11 protein-coding genes are annotated in these 13111 nt (G+C 62.5%); 4 read left to right on the forward strand and 7 right to left on the reverse strand.

Annotation, left to right across the window (positions count from 1 at the left end; genetic code table 11):
• Positions 1-86 precede the first annotated feature (86 nt).
• Both ptrR and J3P81_RS07340 read left to right on the forward strand, forming a co-directional pair.
• The gene (gene ptrR / locus J3P81_RS07335; RefSeq protein ID WP_434562929.1) at positions 87-980 is read left to right on the forward strand and encodes a putrescine utilization regulator PtrR; all 894 of its coding nucleotides are present in this window, start codon (positions 87-89) and stop codon (positions 978-980) included.
• A gap of 138 nt (positions 981-1118) precedes the next feature.
• The gene (locus tag J3P81_RS07340; RefSeq protein ID WP_256222727.1) at positions 1119-1247 is read left to right on the forward strand and encodes a PA1414 family protein; all 129 of its coding nucleotides are present in this window, start codon (positions 1119-1121) and stop codon (positions 1245-1247) included.
• Between the two features lie 208 nt (positions 1248-1455).
• Here J3P81_RS07340 and J3P81_RS07345 read toward each other — a convergent pair whose 3' ends face one another.
• From J3P81_RS07345 to speB, 4 genes are all read right to left on the reverse strand, one after another.
• A complete protein-coding gene (locus J3P81_RS07345) occupies positions 1456-2844 on the reverse strand; it encodes a sodium:solute symporter (protein WP_434562931.1) in 1389 nt (462 codons plus the stop codon).
• Between the two features lie 187 nt (positions 2845-3031).
• Complete coding sequence (locus J3P81_RS07350) at positions 3032-4534, reverse strand: purine-cytosine permease family protein (protein ID WP_434562933.1); 1503 nt, start codon at positions 4532-4534, stop codon at positions 3032-3034.
• 54 nt (positions 4535-4588) lie between these two features.
• A complete protein-coding gene (locus J3P81_RS07355; RefSeq protein ID WP_434562935.1) occupies positions 4589-4996 on the reverse strand; it encodes a YybH family protein in 408 nt (135 codons plus the stop codon).
• Positions 4997-5005: 9 nt separating this feature from the next.
• Entirely contained in the window at positions 5006-5956 is a 951-nt protein-coding gene (speB, locus tag J3P81_RS07360; RefSeq protein WP_420767428.1) for an agmatinase, read from the reverse strand.
• Positions 5957-6292: 336 nt separating this feature from the next.
• Here speB and J3P81_RS07365 point away from each other — a divergent pair, with 336 nt between their 5' ends.
• On the forward strand, positions 6293-7186 hold the full coding sequence (locus J3P81_RS07365; protein WP_420767427.1) for a LysR family transcriptional regulator: 894 nt from the start codon (positions 6293-6295) through the stop codon (positions 7184-7186).
• A gap of 2 nt (positions 7187-7188) precedes the next feature.
• Entirely contained in the window at positions 7189-7785 is a 597-nt protein-coding gene (locus tag J3P81_RS07370; RefSeq protein WP_434562937.1) for a tRNA-uridine aminocarboxypropyltransferase, read from the forward strand.
• 174 nt (positions 7786-7959) lie between these two features.
• On the opposite strand, the gene J3P81_RS07375 is transcribed toward J3P81_RS07370, so the two are convergent.
• From J3P81_RS07375 to J3P81_RS07385, 3 genes are all read right to left on the reverse strand, one after another.
• On the reverse strand, positions 7960-9324 hold the full coding sequence (locus J3P81_RS07375; RefSeq protein WP_420767425.1) for an HlyD family type I secretion periplasmic adaptor subunit: 1365 nt from the start codon (positions 9322-9324) through the stop codon (positions 7960-7962).
• A 193-nt stretch (positions 9325-9517) separates the two neighbouring features.
• Positions 9518-11677, reverse strand: coding sequence for a type I secretion system permease/ATPase (locus tag J3P81_RS07380; RefSeq protein WP_420767424.1), 2160 nt, complete (start codon positions 11675-11677; stop codon positions 9518-9520).
• A 19-nt stretch (positions 11678-11696) separates the two neighbouring features.
• The gene (locus J3P81_RS07385; RefSeq protein ID WP_420767423.1) at positions 11697-13055 is read right to left on the reverse strand and encodes a TolC family outer membrane protein; all 1359 of its coding nucleotides are present in this window, start codon (positions 13053-13055) and stop codon (positions 11697-11699) included.
• Positions 13056-13111: the final 56 nt, after the last annotated feature.

Below are 13111 nucleotides of genomic sequence, written 5' to 3' on the forward strand. Positions count from 1 at the left end.
GAGGCGAATGACCGTCAGGCTAGGACTGATTGACTTTCATTAAAAATGAATAATAGTGAGTAACTTGTTCTTTTTTGGAGAAGGTCATGGAGTTCAGCCAACTTAGGATTTTCCAGGCCGTGGCCGAGGAAGGTTCGATCACCCGGGCTGCCGAGCGCTTGCATCGGGTGCCGTCGAACTTGTCGACGCGGCTCAAACAGCTCGAAGAGCAGTTGGGCGTGGATCTTTTCCTCAGAGAGCGTCAGCGTTTGCAATTGTCGCCTGCGGGAAAAGTCCTGTTGGACTATGCGACCAAGCTGTTTGCCCTGCATGACGAAGCCCACGCGGCGGTGCAGGGCGGTCAGCCGGCCGGGGATTTCCTGCTCGGCACCATGTACAGCACGGCAGCGACGCATTTGCCTGATCTGCTGGCGGCTTATCACCGGGCCTACCCGGCGGTGAACCTGCAAGTGCAATCGGGGCCGAGTGGCGAATTGCTTGAAGGCCTGCTCACCAATCGCCTCGACGCGGCGTTGGTGGACGGCCCGCTGGAACTGGCGGGGCTCGATGGCGTGCCGTTGTGCGACGAGCGGCTGGTGCTGATCACCGAGGCTGACCACGCACCGGTACGCAGTGCGCTGGACGTGCAAGGCCGCGCAGTGTTCACCTTTCGCCGGGGCTGTTCGTACCGGATGCGCCTGGAGGCCTGGTTTGCCCATGATCATGCAACCATGGGTCGGGCGATGGAGATCGAGTCCTATCAGGGGATGCTGGCGTGTGTCATCGCCGGGTCCGGGGTGGCGCTGATGTCCGAGTCGATGCTCGCCAGCCTGCCGGGGCGCGAGCGTGTGATGGTCCATCCATTGGCTGAGCCATTTGCGAGTGCGACAACGTGGTTGATGTGGCGTAAAGGCATGGTCGGAGCCAACCTGAACGCCTGGATTGAGATGCAACAACAAGCGTGGCCGCGGGCGCCAATGATGACGGCGCAATCGGCTTGAACTCACAGCCTGGGATTCGGATCAATTCAGTAACAGATCATTGCAATCTGTAACGAGCATTGCGTAGGACTTCGGACTATTATCAGTGCGAAGGGGCCACAGAAATCTGCCGCTCGCACCACCTGAGGGGGCACCACGATGAAAGAGAAAATCCAGAACTGGCTTCACGACTTGGGTGTCGCGCTCGGCCTGATCGAGCCGCCCATGCAGCCGATACCGATCCGCACTGACGATGAGCAACGCCGCCGCCAGCCGCGCCGCCGGTAAACACCGCCGAATTTGGAGAGATCGCAGCTGCGGACTATTTCAGTCGAGATGGCCCGCAGCTGCGATCTTTTTATTTCTGAAAGACAGAACCTGTGGGAGCGAGCTTGCTCGCGATAGCGGTGACCGGCATGCATCCATGTTGAATGTACCGCCGTCATCGCGAGCAAGCTCGCTCCCACAGGAATCTCTTCTTGCCGAGAGTTGACGATCAAGCCGCCTTTGGCACCACATTCGACCGTGGCGAAAGCAGGCTGACCACCACGAAACTCACCAATGCCACGCTCAGGCTGTAATAGATCGGCGTATTCGCGTCCAGGCCATCCTTGACCATGAAGAACAGCGCGGTCACGAAGCCCAGCGACATGCTGGTAATCGCGCCGGCCGTGGTAGCGCGTTTCCAGTAAATGGCGCCGATCAGCGGGACCAGCATGCCGCCCACCAGCAGGTTGTAGGCCAGGGTCAGGGCGCTGATCACGTCGCTCACCACCAAGGCGATCGCCAGGACCACGGCGCCCAGTAGCAGGGTTGCGATGCGGTTTTCATGGACGTCGCCGTTGCCGCTTTCACGACCCTGGCGCAGACGCGGCAGCAGGTCCTGGACCACGGTGGTGGAGGCCGCCAACAGACCCGCCGCCGCAGTGGACATCAGCGCCGCGAGGGCTGCGGCGATTACCAGACCGCGTATCCCGTTGGGCAAGCTGTGTTGCACCACGCTGGCAAAGGCGTTGTTGACGTTTGCCAGGTCTGGCAACAGCACCTTGGCGGCCATGCCGATCAGCGCACCGGCCAGGCCGTACAGCACGCAGTACAGGCCGGCGGCGGTGCCGGCGACTTTTGCCACGCCTTCGCTGCGGGCGGTGAACACCCGTTGCCAGATGTCCTGGCCGATGAAGATGCCAAAGAAGTAGATCAGGAAGTACGTGATGATGGTGTCCCAGCCAATGGCGGTGAAATCGAAATAGCGCGCCGGCAAGGCCGCCACCATCGCGTCCCAGCCACCGGCGTCACTGATGGACAGGGGCATCAGCAGGAACACCAGGCCGATGGTCATGATCAGGAATTGCACGATGTCGGTCAGGGTTAGCGACCACATCCCGCCAATGGTTGAATACAGCACCACCACGCCGCCGCCCACCAGGATCGAAACCCAGAAGGGCAGGCCGAACAGCACCTGCATGACCGTGCCGATGGCGATGGTCGAGGTGGCGCCGATCATCAGCGCGTAGACCAGCATGATCAGTGCGCTGGCATGGCGTGCGGCCGGGTTGTAACGGCGCTCTAGCACTTGGGTCACGGTATAGATCTTGAGCTTGAGCAACGGCTTGGCGAGAAACAGGCTCAGCCCGACGATGCCCAGGCCGATGGCGCCGCACAGCCAGAATCCGGAAATGCCATGGACATAGCCCAGGCGCACGGTGCCGATGGTCGATGCGCCGCCGAGCACGGTGGCGGCCATGGTGCCCAGGTAGAAGCCCGGGCCGAGGTTGCGTCCGGCGACGAGGTAGTCGTCACGGGTCTTGGCGCGGCGCATGCCGTACCAGCCGAGGGCGATCATGCCGGTGGCGTAGATGATAACGACGATTAAATCCAAGGCCATGATGGCGTGTCTCCGATTTTATTTTTTATGTGCGGGATGAAGTGCTGCCGTCCCTGGCGAACGAGCGTTGGTGGCGAGGGAGCTTGCTCCCGCTCGACGGCGCAGCCGTCGTCGCTTTTCAGTACAGAAAACCGGGGCTGCTGCGCAGCCCAGCGGGAGCAAGCTCCCTCGCCACGGAATTTGTCAGTCAGGCGGCCTGCCGGAGCGCTGGTTTCGTGAGCGGCGCTATGCTCCGCGGATCCTGCGGCCCATACACCGCCGCCGGTTCCGGAAACAGCCCCAGCAATGCCAGGTACACCACCGAGGCCAGCCCCAGGGTCACCGGCAGGCTGATGTCGATCCCGCCGGCCAATTCACCCAGCGGCCCGACGAACTGTCCCGGCAAGTTGACGAAGCACAGCCCGACCAATGCACTGGGAATCCACGCTCCCAGACCGCGCCAGTTCCAGCCGTGGCTGAACCAGTAGCGTCCGCCGGTCTCGCCTCGGGTGAACACTTGCAGGTCATCCGGGCAGTAGAAGCCGCGGCGCACCAGCAGCCCGATGATCATGATCACCATCCACGGCGTGGTGCAGGTGATGATCAGCACGGCGAAGGTCGAGACGCTCTGCACAAGGTTTGCCGCGAAGCGGCCGATGAAGATGAAGGCAATCGACATGACGCCGATCAACAGCGTCGCCTTGACCCGCGACAGCACCCGTGGGAATACGCTGGACATGTCCAATCCCGTGCCATACAGCGACGTGGTGCCGGTGGACATGCCACCGATCACCGCTATCAGGCACACCGGCAGGAAGAACCATCCCGGCGAAACCGCCAGCAGCCCGCCCACGTAGTTGTTGGCCGCGATGTAGTCCGGCGCCTTGGTCGCCACGATGGTGGCGGTGGCGAGGCCGAACAGGAACGGGACCAGCGTTGCCAACTGAGCGGCAATCACCGCCAGCATGATGTGTCGCTTGGGGGTATTTCGCGGAATGTAGCGCGACCAGTCACCCAGGAAGGCACCGAAAGAAATCGGGTTGCTCATGGCCACCAGTGCCGCGCCGATGAAGGCGGCATAGAAGCCTGTTTGGCCGAGGGCGACCGTGCCGGCGAACTGGCTGTCGAAACTCGGCGCGAAGGCGAAGATGCCCAGCAGGAACAACAGGCTCGCGGCCCACACGGCGATGCGATTGACCCACAGCATGAAGCGGAAGCCGTAGATGCACACCGTCAGCACCAGCAGGGCGAACAGGCCGTAGGCCAGGCCCAGACTCAAGTCGGTTTCCGGCACACCGACCAGCCGCTTGGCGCCGCCGATCAGCGCGTCCCCCGAACTCCATACCGACAGGGAGAAGAACGCGATAGCGGTCAGCAGCGACAGGAACGAGCCGACGATCCGGCCGTGAACACCGAAATGCGCGCCGGACGAAACCGCGTTGTTGGTGCCGTTGAGCGGGCCGAACAGGCCCATCGGCGCGAGGATGATCGAACCGGCCAACACCCCCAGCACGATCGCCCAGACCCCGGCCTGGAACGAAAGGCCGAACAACACCGGGAAACTGCCGAGCACGGCGGTGGCAAAGGTATTGGCGCCGCCGAAGATCAGTCGAAACAGATCACCCGGGCCGGCGGTTCGTTCATGGTCCGGGATCTGCTCGACCCCGTTGGTTTCAATCTGCGTAAGGCTTTTATCGTTATTGTTATTCATGATCTGCTCCGATCATCAAGGCGCGTTCATCGTGCGTGAACGTCGCCTGCTTGGCTAAGGGGGTGGCAGCCCTTCCGGCATTGCGGACAAATGTTCATGACAGGCCAGCCATAGGCCTTGTTGTTCTTGGCGAAACACGATGGTTTCGCGCTCCTGGCTAAAGTGAAGCTCCCCTTGCATGCGCAGCTCGGTGGCCACGTCATGGATGAAAATCGCCACGTTCCCTTGCAGGCTGACGAAGGCGTTGCTCGAGGTGCAGCTCAGCACCTCGAAGCCATCCTCGGACCGCCAGCGATCCCACAACGCCTGGTAGGCATCGCGCGACAGCAGCGGCTGTTCGAGGGTGTAGAACACGAAGCTCGCATCGGTGCTGAACGCGCCGAAGTAAGCCTCGCGATCGTTGCGGGCGAAGGCCGACACCAGATCGGCGGCGGCTTCGAGGACTTGATCTCGATCGTTCATGGCCGCGCCTCAGCGATGAACCACGCCGGGCAGTACGCAGAGCATCTCGTACAGCAGGTTGGCGCCCAGCAGCGAGGTATTGCCGGTGGTGTCGTACGGCGGCGAAACTTCTACCAGATCGCAACCGACCAGGTCGAGGCCCTGGCAGCCGCGGACGATTTCGATTGCCTGGATGGTGGTCAGGCCGCCGATTTCCGGGGTGCCGGTGCCTGGCGCCCAGGCCGGGTCGATGCCGTCGATGTCGAAGCTCAGGTACACCGGGCCGCCGCCGACTTTCTCGCGCACTTCAGCCATCAACGGCGCCAGGGATTTGTGCCAGCACTCTTCGGCCTGGACCACGCGAAAGCCCTGGTTGCGACTCCAGTTGAAATCCTCGGCGGTATAGCCCTGGGCGCGCAGCCCGATTTGCACCACGCGGTCGCAATCGAGCAGGCCTTCTTCCACGGCGCGGCGGAAGGTGGTGCCGTGGGCGATTTTCTCGCCGAACATGTGGTCGTTCACGTCGGCGTGGGCGTCGATGTGCACGAGGCCGACCTTGCCGTGTTTTTTGTGGATCGCCCGCAAAATCGGCAGGGTAATGGTGTGGTCACCGCCCAGGGTCAGGGGGATGACGTTGTGTTCGAGGATCTTGTGGTACGACTCCTCAATGATTCGCACGGCATCGAGCAGGTTGAAGGTATTGATCGCCACGTCGCCAATGTCCGCCACCGACAAGGAGTCGAACGGCGCGGCACCGGTGGCCATGTTGTAGGGGCGGATCATCACGGATTCGGCGCGGATTTCGCGCGGCCCGAAACGGGTGCCGGCGCGCAGGGACGTGCCGATGTCCAGCGGCACGCCGACAAAAGCAGCGTCCAGGCCGGCGGCGGTGGGCACGTGGGGAAGTCGCATCATGGTGGCGATGCCGCCGAAGCGCGGCATTTCGTTGCCGCCCAGTGGTTGGTGAAGAATCTTGTCCACGGGTAGGGCCTCATCGTTTGTTTTATTTATCAGGGGCCGATTCTGCGAAAAGCCTGTGCCGTGAAGAATCGCTGGCGGCAAATACTTAGTTCAGATTTTTCTAAACTAATGCGAAGCGGGGCGATAGACTCCGATCCGGCGCAGTTGTAGCGGACATGATGCCCCCTGTGGCGAGGGAGCTTGCTCCCGCTGGGCTGCGAAGCAGCCCCAAAACCATTCACCTCGGTGTATCAGGTAGATCGCGTGGGCAGGTTTTGCGACGGCTGCGCCATCGAGCGGGAGCAAGCTCCCTCGCCACAAGAGCGCTACTAAGCCCTGAGTAATTCGGAGACCCCCATGGCCAACGCTCTACCCGACCTGAAACTGCTGCGCATCTTCGTCAGCGTGGTCCGGCACCAGGGGTTTGCCAACGCGCAGCACGAGCTCAACCTCTCCACATCCGCCATCAGTACCTACATGAGCCAACTCGAATCGGCCCTGGGCCTGGTGCTCTGTCATCGCGGGCGGGGTGGGTTCAGCCTGACCAGCAAGGGCGAGTTGTTCCATCAGGAAACCTTGCGGCTGCTCGGCGAACTCGAAGGCTTCGAGCAATATGCTGCGGCCCTCAAGGGCGAGTTGCGCGGCACCCTGAACCTGGGGGTGATCGATTCCACGGTGAGCGACAAAGCCTTGCCGTTCGCCGAAGCCATCGGCGCGTACAGTCAGGAACACCCGGCGGTGCATCTGCACCTGTCGGTCCTGAGCCCTTACGAATTGCAACTCGGCGTCCAGGACAACCGCCTGGACCTGGCCATCGGCGCGTTTTCCACGCGCATGAGTGGGCTGGTCTACATGCCGCTGTACCGCGAGCAGCACTGGCTGTATTGCAGCAGTCGCCACCCGTTGTTCGGCGAACGACGTATCCCGGAGCAACTCATCACCCAGCAGCGCATGGTCGGGCGCGGTTACTGGAGTCAGGCCGAGCTGGCCCGCCATGGCTTCAAGCACAGCGCGGCGACAGTGGAAAGCATGGAGGCACAGTTGATCTTGGTACTGTCGGGCGCCTACATTGGTTATCTGCCCGAACATTACGCTCAGGCCTGGGTCGACAAGGGCGATTTACGCGTGCTGCTGCCGGCGACGTTTGGTTATCAGGCGCCGTTCTCGATGATCGTGCGCCGTGGCCGCAGCCGCGAGCCGCTGATCCAGACCTTCCGTGATCTGCTCAAAGCTCAACTGAACCAGGCCTGACCATGTCCAGAATCCACTGCCCACGTTGCCTCAGGCCGCAAAGCCATTGCCTGTGCCCTTTGATCCCCAGCCTCGACAGCCGCACCCGCGTGTTGCTGTTACAGCATCCCAGCGAGGTGAACCATGCCTTGAACACCGCACGGCTGGCGGCGTTGGGGCTCAACAATGCCGAATTGATCGTGGGCGAGGTGTTCGAGGATCTGTCACGGCTGCTCGATCAACCGGGTTACCGGGCGCGGTTGTTGTTTCCCGCCGACGATGCGCAGCCGCTGCAAGCCTACACCCCCTGCGATGAACCGCTGCTGTTGGTCGTTCCTGACGGCACCTGGCGCAAGGCCCGCAAGTTACTGCACCTCAACCCGCTGCTGGCGGCACTGCCAAGGGTGACCTTGGCCGACGGCGGCGTGTCCCGCTATCGTTTGCGCAAGGCGCCCGGGCCAGGGGCGTTGTCGACGGTGGAGGCGATCGCCCAGGCGTTGCAGACGCTTGAGACACCGGTGAGTTTCGAGCCGTTGTTGCGGCCGTTCGAGGCGTTGATCGAGGGGCAAATTGCGGCGATGGGAGAGGAGACTTACCAGAAGAACCATGGAGGGGTATAGAGACCCCTGTGGCGAGGGAGCTTGCTCCCGCTCGGCCGGTCCGACGCCTCGGGCGCAGCCGTCGTAAAACCTGCTGGCGCGGTCTGCCTGACACAACGAGGTGAATGGTCTTGGGGCTGCTGCGCAGCCCAGCGGGAGCAAGCTCCCTCGCCACGAGATCGGCGTAGATTCGGATTACCGCTCGCGCATCGCCTCGGTCCGCGCCTTCAACACCGGCTTGAGCAGGTAGTCCAACACACTTTTCTCCCCGGTGATGATGTCCACTGTCGCCACCATCCCCGGAATGATCAGCAACGGTTTCGCATCCCCACCCAAGTGGTTCTTATCGGTGCGTACCTGGATCAGGTAGAAACTGTTGCCCTTGTCGTCGGTGATGGTATCGGCGCCGATCAGTTCGAGCTTGGCGCTCAGCCCACCATAGATCGTGTAGTCGTAGGCGCTGAACTTGACCATGGCTTTCTGGCCTGGGTGCAGGAAGGCCACGTCCTGTGGGCGGACCTTGGCTTCGATCAGCAGGTTGTCTTCCAAGGGCACGACTTCGATCATGTCGCTGCCCGGCTGGACCACGCCGCCGATGGTGTTGACCTTCATTTGCTTGATTACCCCATGCACCGGCGAGACTACGGTGGTGCGGGTCACGCGGTCATCGATGGCGATGCTGGAGGCGGTGATTTTCGACAGTTCCGTGCGTTTCTCGTTGAGCTCCTTGGCCGCGTCGGAGCGGAAGGTCTGTTCCGATTCGTCGATCTTGCTCTTGATCTCATTGATGGCCGACTCGGCCCGAGGGATCGCCAGGGTGGTGGCGTTGAGCGAGCCGCGGATTTCCACCGCGCTGCGCTTGAGCCGCAGAATCTCCACCGGCGACACCGCCCCGGTGCGCACCAGCGGTGCCGACATGTTCATCTCTTCTTGCAGCAATGCCAGTGCCGAGCTGAATTGGCCTTGCTTGGAGCGAAACTCCGCCAGTTCCTGGGTTTTCTGCCGCAATTGTTCGGTCAAGGTCCGTTGCTCGCTGGCCAGGCGACGCTGGCGCTGCTCATGGAGCGCACGCTCGTCCTCGGCCACTTGTGGCGCCTTGCCGGTCACTTCGCTGGATAACTGCAATGGTCGTCCTTCGGCCTCCGCCGACAAACGTTCGACCTGGGCCATCAACGCATAACGGTCGGCCTCGCTCTCGCCCTTGTTCGACAGGAAGCGCGTGTCATCCAGGCGCAGCAAGGTGTCGCCCTTGTTCACCATCTGGCCTTCGCGCACGAAAATCTCGGTGACGATGCCGCCCTCCAGGTTCTGGATCACCTGGATCTTGCTCGATGGAATCGCCTTGCCTTCGCCGGTGGTGACTTCCTCCAGGACCGCCAGTTTCGCCCAGACCAGCCCGGTGACAATCAGCCCGGCCGCCAGCCAGACAGTAACCCGCGAGCGACGGGGCGAGTCCTGCAGCGTGGCACCGGCGGTTTCCGGCATGAACTCGCTTTCAGCGCTTTTACTGAAGCTGCCGAAGTAGCTTCGGGCGGCTGAATCGGATGTTTGAGCAGACATGGGCGGTACCCGTTGGCTATATGAGATTTACTGAGTGCTGCTTTTGTGGCGAGGGGATTTATCCCCGCTGGGCTGCGAAGCAGCCCTAAACCCTGACACCTCGGTGTACCAGACAGATTGAGTTGACTGTCTTGGGGCCGCTTCGCGGCCCAGCGGGGATAAATCCCCTCGCCACAAAGGTATTTGTTGGCAGCTAAACCGCAGCAGAGCCCACCCGTCCCTTGCGCAGCGCATCGATCACCGCGTCCTTCGGTCCGTCCGCCACGATCCGCCCGTTATCCAGCACCACCAACCGGTCAACCAGGCTCAACATCGAGGTACGGTGGGTGACCAGCAGCACGGTCTTGCCTTGCACATGGGTATGAAGCTTCTGGCGCAGAGTGTCTTCGCTGCTGTTGTCCATGGCGCTGGTGGGTTCGTCCAGCAGCAGGATCGGCGGATCGAGCAACAGGGCTCGGGCCAGCAACACGGCCTGGCGTTGGCCGCCGGACAGCAGTTGCCCGCGTTCGCCCACCGGGCGGTCGAAGCCTTGGGGATGTTGACGGGCCAATTCGGTAACGCCGGTCAGTTCCGCCACTTCCAGCATGCGCCCGTCGCTGATGTAGCGCGCGCCGAGGGTGAGGTTGTCCCGCAGGCTGCCGGCCAGCAGCGGCAAGTCATGGGCGACATAGCCGATCTGCTGACGCAAGTCGGCAACGTCCAGTTGCCGCAAGTCCAGGCCGTCCAACAGCAACTGGCCTTGCTCCGGCGCATAAAACCCCATCACCAGCCGCGCCAGGGTGCTTTTGCCCGAGCCGCTGCGGCCGATGATCCCAACCCGTTCGCCAGGCTTGAGGCTGAAGCTGACATCGGCCAGCGCCGGAGCGTCCTGGCCGTTGTAATGGAAGGTGATGCCGCTGACGTCCAGGGCACCTTGCAATTGGGTTCGGTCCAGCGGGCGCTGCTTGGCGTCGCGCTCCTGGGGCAAGGCCATCAGGGCATCGGTGCTGCGCATGGTGAGCTGCGCTTGCTGGTAGCGGGTGATCAACCCGGCGATCTGCCCGAGCGGGGCCAGCACGCGGCTGCCGAGCATGTAAGTCGCCACCAGTGCGCCGACGCTGAGGTTGCCGGCGATGATGCTGTAGACCCCGGCGACGATGGTCGCCATGCCCGCCAGTTGTTGCAGGAACAACGTGCCGTTGGTCGCCAGGGCCGAAAGATTGCGCGCATGGCTGTCGAGGCGGGTGAGGGCGCCGTGGGTGCTTTCCCACTGATGCTGGCGTTCGCTTTCGGCGCTGCAGGCCTTGAGGGTTTCCAGGCCGCCGAGGGTTTCGATCAGCAGGGCTTGGCGCTGGGCGCCCAGGGCCAGGCTTTTTTGCACGGTGTCGCGCAGGCGCGCCTGGATGATCATCGCGAATACCACGGTGATGGGAAACGCCACCACCGGAATCACCACCAGCCAACCGCCCAGCAGCCCAATCACCACCAGCATCAGCAGGGCGAAGGGTAGGTCGATCAGGCTGGTAAGGGTCACGGCGGTAAGAAACTCCCGCAGCCCTTGGAAGTCATGAATGCTTTGGGCGAATCCGCCGATGGTCACCGGCTTGGCTTTCATGGCCATGCCGGTGATGCGCTCGAACAGGGTGGCGGAAAGAATCACGTCGGTTTTCTTGCCGGCGGTGTCCAGCAGATGAGCACGCACCACCCGCAACACGAGCTCGAAACCGGTGCCGATCAACAGCCCGACGGCCAGCACCCACAACGTGGAGGTGGCCTGGTTCGGCACCACGCGGTCGTAGGTCTGCATGACGAACAGTGGCACCATCAAGCCCAGCAGATTGATCAGGAAACTGGCCAGGATTGCGTCGCTGTACAGCCAGCGGGACAGTTTCAAGGTGTCGCGAAACCACGCTTCGACCCGTGGCACCAGGGGCGCGCGCAGGTCTTCAAGCTCATGGCGCGGCCGGGCGAAGAGCGCCTGGCCGCTGTAATCGGTGGTCAGTTCCTCGCGGCTGACCCATTGTTCACCGCCATCGGCCTCGCTGGGCAGGATCAGCGCGCGACCGTCCTCGCCCCAGCGCCGCAATATCGCGCAGCGGCCCCCGGCGAGGATCAGCATCACTGGCAAATTCAGCGCCGATATATCCCCCAGCTCGCGGCGCAACAGCCGCGCCTGCAAACTGGCCCGGGCCGCTGCGCGAGGCAGCAGGTCCAGGCTCAGACGTTGGTGCGCCATAGGAAGCCCGGCGCTGAGGCTGGCGCGGCTGACGGTCGCGCCATGGAGTTTGCAGAGGATCAACAAGCCGTCCAGCAAGGGATCATCGAAGTTCAAGCGCGGGTCGGTGCCGGGAATTGCCGGTTCCATGCGGGTCATGCTGATCACTCCCACTGGATTACTTCAGTTCCGGCAGCCGTGCCTGGTTCTTGACTTCGGTCTGCGCGACCGCATCGGCCGGCAGCACGATCCGTTGTTTCTGCAGCAGCAGGCCCATGTTCGCCAACACCCGGTACATCGAGTATTCCTCGGTGTAGCGCACCTCGGTGTAACGGCGGTTGGCGTTATACAGCTCGTTTTCACTGTCGAGCAGGTCAAGCAGTGTGCGTTGGCCGAGGCCGAACTGATCTTGATAAGCCGCGCGCACACGAGAAGTGGTGTCGGCGTATTCCCGGGCGGTCGGGGTCTGTTTGCGGGCGTTGAGCATTGCGTTCCAGGCCAGGCGGGTGTCTTCGTTGAGCTGGCGCAATGCGTTGTTGCGGATGTCCATCGCCTGGTTGATCTGGTGGGCGTTGGATGCCAGCCGCGCCTTGTCGCTGCCGCCGCGGAACAGGTTGTAGTTCATCACCACGCCCAGCCGCCAGTTGTTGTCGTGGCCTTCCTCGCCACCCAGGTTGTTGTTGGCGCCCACGGCTGCTTCGGCGTCGAAGCGCGGATAAAACGGTGATTTCGCCACCTCGTATTGGCTTTCGGCGGACTGGATGTCGGCCTGGGCCGATTTCAGGTACGGGTTGTTATCCACCATGCTTTGCTGGGCTTCGCGCAGGTCCACGGGGATCTCGCCTTTGGTGGACGGTGGGGTTTCCAGCTCATCGGGCATGCGCCCGACCACGCTGTAGAAATTTGCTTCCGCGTCCGCCAGGTCGACCTGGGCGGTGTCGTAGTTGTTTTCCGCCAGGGCCCGACGTGCATTGGACTGATCGGAGTCGGCGGTACTGCCCACGCCGCGCTCGGTGCGCAGGCCGATCTGGTCATTGACGCGCAGGTGCGCTTGCAGGTTGTTCTTGGCCAAGGTCACCAGTTCGCGACGCTTGAGCACTTCCAGGTAGACCTCGATGGTCCGCAGCGCCAGATCCTGCGCGGTGCCCTGGGCGTAATAGGCCCGGGAATTGACCACGCCCTGGGTACGTTCCACCTCATTGGCGGTATTAAAACCGTCGAAGATCATCTGCCGCAGGCGCAGCTCCGACTGGGTGTAGGTCAGGATGTTGGTGTGATGGTTGCCCAGTGCCCGGGTATTGGTGTTGTCGCTGTAGCCACGGCCATAACCGGCGTTCAAATCCACCGACGGAAAGAAGCCTCCTCTGGCGACCTTGACGTCCTCGTTGGCCGACAGACGGCTGTCTACCCGTTGCGCCAGTTCCGGGTGAGTCGCGATGGTGCTCTGGATCGCCTCGGTCAGGGACATCGCCTGAACCTGAGAGGAGCAGGCCATGGCCAGTAGAACCGCGCTGCAGAGGGGGGTAAGAACGCGCATGGGGTGCTTCTCCTGAGGTCTGTTGTACTTCGTTGTCGCCAGAATATTGACGTTTA

It is taken from the genome of Pseudomonas sp. R1-6 (assembly GCF_051132115.1).
Lineage (GTDB): Bacteria > Pseudomonadota > Gammaproteobacteria > Pseudomonadales > Pseudomonadaceae > Aquipseudomonas.

Bases quoted from the DNA above. Each gene is read 5' to 3' on its own strand.
- ptrR (WP_434562929.1), top strand. From the start codon at position 87: ATGGAGTTCAGCCAACTTAGGATTTTCCAGGCCGTGGCCGAGGAAGGT.
- J3P81_RS07340 (WP_256222727.1), top strand. From the start codon at position 1,119: ATGAAAGAGAAAATCCAGAACTGGCTTCACGACTTGGGTGTCGCGCTC.
- J3P81_RS07345 (WP_434562931.1), bottom strand. From the start codon at position 2,844: ATGGCCTTGGATTTAATCGTCGTTATCATCTACGCCACCGGCATGATC.
- J3P81_RS07350 (WP_434562933.1), bottom strand. From the start codon at position 4,534: ATGAATAACAATAACGATAAAAGCCTTACGCAGATTGAAACCAACGGG.
- J3P81_RS07355 (WP_434562935.1), bottom strand. From the start codon at position 4,996: ATGAACGATCGAGATCAAGTCCTCGAAGCCGCCGCCGATCTGGTGTCG.
- J3P81_RS07365 (WP_420767427.1), top strand. From the start codon at position 6,293: ATGGCCAACGCTCTACCCGACCTGAAACTGCTGCGCATCTTCGTCAGC.
- J3P81_RS07370 (WP_434562937.1), top strand. From the start codon at position 7,189: ATGTCCAGAATCCACTGCCCACGTTGCCTCAGGCCGCAAAGCCATTGC.
- J3P81_RS07375 (WP_420767425.1), bottom strand. From the start codon at position 9,324: ATGTCTGCTCAAACATCCGATTCAGCCGCCCGAAGCTACTTCGGCAGC.
- J3P81_RS07380 (WP_420767424.1), bottom strand. From the start codon at position 11,677: ATGACCCGCATGGAACCGGCAATTCCCGGCACCGACCCGCGCTTGAAC.
- J3P81_RS07385 (WP_420767423.1), bottom strand. From the start codon at position 13,055: ATGCGCGTTCTTACCCCCCTCTGCAGCGCGGTTCTACTGGCCATGGCC.